The organism is Ideonella sp. P3_A4 (assembly GCF_056403075.1).
Map to the genome: position 1 here is coordinate 1 of NZ_JBFUGE010001072.1, position 1,304 is coordinate 1,304.

A 1,304-nucleotide genomic window follows, 5' to 3' on the forward strand; every position below is an offset into this window, starting at 1 on the left:
GCCTGGCGTCGTGCTGGGTGGCGGTGAACAACGCCTGGCTTGCCGCGGCGGATTCGAGCCCCTGGCTGACCAGCGGACTCGAAGGGCTGAACCCGCGCGGCTGGTACCTGGTCTCCAGCAACCACCAGAGCTGGGTCGACATCCTCGTGTTGCAACGCGTCTTCCACGGTCGCATCCCGTTCCTGAAGTTCTTCCTGAAGCGCGAACTGATCTGGGTGCCGGTGATCGGCCTGGCCTGGTGGGCGCTGGACTTCCCGTTCATGCACCGCGGCCGCGGCACCGGCCGAGACGATCTGGCGACCACTCGCCGCGCCTGCGAGAAGTTCAAGCGCATTCCCACGGCGGTCATCAACTTCGCCGAGGGCACGCGTTTCACATCGGCCAAGCACGCGGCGCAACGCAGCCCCTATCGCCACCTGCTGGTGCCCAAGTCCGGCGGCCTGGGCGTGGCGCTGGCGACGATGGGCGAACAATTCGAAGCGCTGCTGGACGTGACCATCGTCTACCCGGACGGCGCGCCCCGCTTCTGGGACTTGCTGTGCGCCCGGGCCGGCGCCGTCGAGGTACATGTTCGCCAGCGCGCCGTACCCGCCGACGTGGTGGGTGGCGATCTCGTGCGCGACAAGGCGTATCGCCAGCGCGTGCGTGCCTGGGTCGACGAACAGTGGGCTGACAAGGATCGGCTCATCGAGTCCCAACTCGATCGCCATCGCGCCGGCGAAGCGCCATCAGCACCCGATCCCACGCCGCAGCCAGAGCACCCGGCTTCGCGCTGAGGTCGCGTCCAGTCAATCGGGCTGCCGCCCGTCAGCCGCAGGCTCGCTTTCGCCGAACGGGCGTCGACGACGCAGCAGGTACCACACCGCGGGGATGACCAGCATGCTGAGCAGCGGCGCCGTCACCATGCCACCGACCATCGGCGCGGCAATCCGGGTCATGACCTCTGACCCGGTGCCGCCGCCCCACATGATCGGCAGCAGGCCTGCCATCACCACCGCCACGGTCATCGCCTTCGGCCGCACGCGCAAGACAGCGCCTTCGCGAATGGCAGCGAGCAGCGTCTGCTCGTTGTCGGGCTCACCTGCCGCGAGCCGCCGTTGCCATGCCTGGCTCAAGTAGACCTGCATCACCACGCCGAACTCCGCCGCCACGCCAGCCAGCGCGATGAAGCCCACCGCCGTGGCCACCGACACGGCGTGGCCGAGCGCCCACACCAGCCAGAAACCGCCCACGAGTGAAAACGGTACCGCCGCCATCACCAGCACCGCGTCGCCCACCGAGCGAAACAGCAGGTAGAGCAGGAC

2 protein-coding genes are annotated in these 1,304 nt (G+C 68.6%); one reads left to right on the plus strand and one right to left on the minus strand.

Features of this window, described 5'->3' with window-relative positions:
- On the plus strand, positions 1-776 hold a 776-nt coding region (locus tag AC1DYI_RS35925; RefSeq protein ID WP_477208865.1), incomplete at its 5' end, for an acyltransferase.
- Positions 777-788: 12 nt separating this feature from the next.
- Here the strand turns inward: AC1DYI_RS35925 and AC1DYI_RS35930 are convergent.
- On the minus strand, positions 789-1,304 hold a 516-nt coding region (locus tag AC1DYI_RS35930), incomplete at its 5' end, for an efflux RND transporter permease subunit (RefSeq protein WP_477208866.1).